At 50.6% G+C, this 1951-nt stretch carries 1 protein-coding gene; it reads right to left on the bottom strand.

Annotation, left to right across the window (positions count from 1 at the left end; all coding sequences use genetic code 11):
- Position 1: 1 nt before the first annotated feature.
- On the bottom strand, positions 2 to 1951 hold a 1950-nt coding region (locus NWF31_RS14420; protein WP_258361199.1), incomplete at its 5' end, for an FAD-dependent oxidoreductase.

Below are 1951 nucleotides of genomic sequence, written 5' to 3'. Positions count from 1 at the left end.
GCTAAATATTCGACGCCACGGCGAAAGCGCTGCGCAGGGCCGTCATAAGGCTCCCGGCTTTGTAACAGTCGCCGACCATGTAGAACTCCTTGGCGCTGTCATAGAAGCTCAGGGCTAAATCCGTTAAGGGTTTTGTCCCTGCTGCAATCACGACTGTATCTGCTGGTATAACTTGCTCGTTGCCTCCCGCATCGACGTACTTTACGCTCTCAGGTGTAATCTGCGTTACCCTGGCATTCGTTATGGCCTTGAAGCCTTCCGTCTTTTGCATTTCTTCTTCCAGGGCTTCGTAATAGTGCGGGCGCCGCGCTTCCCCCGCCAGTACTTCTGTCATTTCCAGCACTGTTACTTCATGCCCCGCTCTGGCCAGGTAAAGTCCTGTTTCTACACCTACTTCTCCCCCGCCTACTACTACCACTTTCCCGGTGGCCAGGGCGGGTTCGTTTAATACTTCGAGTGCCGTTATGACGTTTTTATTCTTTATTCCTTCTATCGCCGGTAAAAGCGGTTCGCTACCTACCGCTACGATAACGGCATCGAAGTTTTCTTCTTCTATCATTTCCGGTGTGGCCGCTGTTTTTAGCCGCACTTCTATGCCGGCTTTCTTTACTTGCTGCGCTAAATAGTCTTTGTACTGCTTGAGGGGCCACTTGAATTCCGGTTGTGACCCGGGAATAAGCATGCCGCCCAGACGGTCGCTCTTTTCAAATATAACTACTTTGTGCCCGCGTTCATTCGCAATCAAAGCCGCTTCCATTCCGGCAGGCCCGCCTCCGACTACGGCGATTTTCTTGGCCTGCCTGGGTGGGGTAACAGCCCTGTGAAGCACATGCTCTATTCCAAATGCGGGATTAACCGAGCATGCTGATAAATAAGGGTAATCCTTGGCAATTACATGGCACTTATTGCAGCGTATGCAGGGAACGACATCTTCTCCCCTGCCTTCTGCCATCTTCCTGCCATAGTCAAAATCACAGATCCATGCCCGGGCAGCCGCTATCATATCCGCTTTGCCAGAAGCTATCGCTTCTTCGGCTGCATCTAAATCCTGGAAACCTCCCACCGGCGCTATTATCATGTTCAGCCCCAGTTTTTTGAACCCTTCTGCATATTTTAATGTCGGTGTCGCTTCTTTCATGAACCCGGTCGGATGGGAATCCATCCCGTTTGGCATCCTTACCTGCACTATATCTATAAGCCCTTCCGCCATTTTTAGAAACTCGCAGGCTTCTTCAAATGTGTATCCGCCCGGTTCTTCTTCGGCGCTCATCACTGCTTCCAGCAGAAAGTCTTTACCTACTTTTTCTTTTATCCGGCGGAAAATTTCCAGCGCTACTCTGGCCCTGTTTTCCAGGCTGCCGCCGAATTCATCCGCCCTTTTATTTGTAAGGGGGGATAGGAAACGTGCCGGGAAAAGCAGGCGATATGCCATGTGAACGGACCCCATGTCATAGCCCAGCGACTTGCTGATTGCCGCCTGCTCGACAAAGTCGTCGATCATTTGATCGATTAATTCCGGCGTATAGGCCTTGATGTTTTTTTCAGGTATTTCACAGACGTCATATCCCGGGACGATCAAAAATGCAAAACTCATTGCAGCCTTGGCGCCATAATAGTGGATGGCGTCTGCCAGGTGGGCAAAATAGTTTTGGCATTTGGGGTCATAAAGGTTATAGCGCGGGAAATGAGGCACATCGCCGTAATCCATTTCAGGCGGGGGCAGCATCTCCGGTATGCCTATCCTGGCAGATATGCCCGACACCGTGACTATGGCCGCACCGTTTTTGGCACGGTTGGCAAGATGGTTGATGATGGCATCAGACGGGTACGGTTCCGGTCCCTGTAAAAAATGCGGCATGGAATTTGTGGATAGCAGGCGGTTTTTTATAACAGTATCTCTATATTTTAGTGGCGACATGAGATGGCCGTATCTATTTTTTCGTGTCGGCAT

It is taken from the genome of Neomoorella sulfitireducens (genome assembly GCF_024733845.1).
GTDB lineage: Bacteria > Bacillota > DSM-521 > Neomoorellales > Neomoorellaceae > Neomoorella > Neomoorella sulfitireducens.
This window is presented reverse-complemented; position numbering and strand designations above follow the sequence as displayed.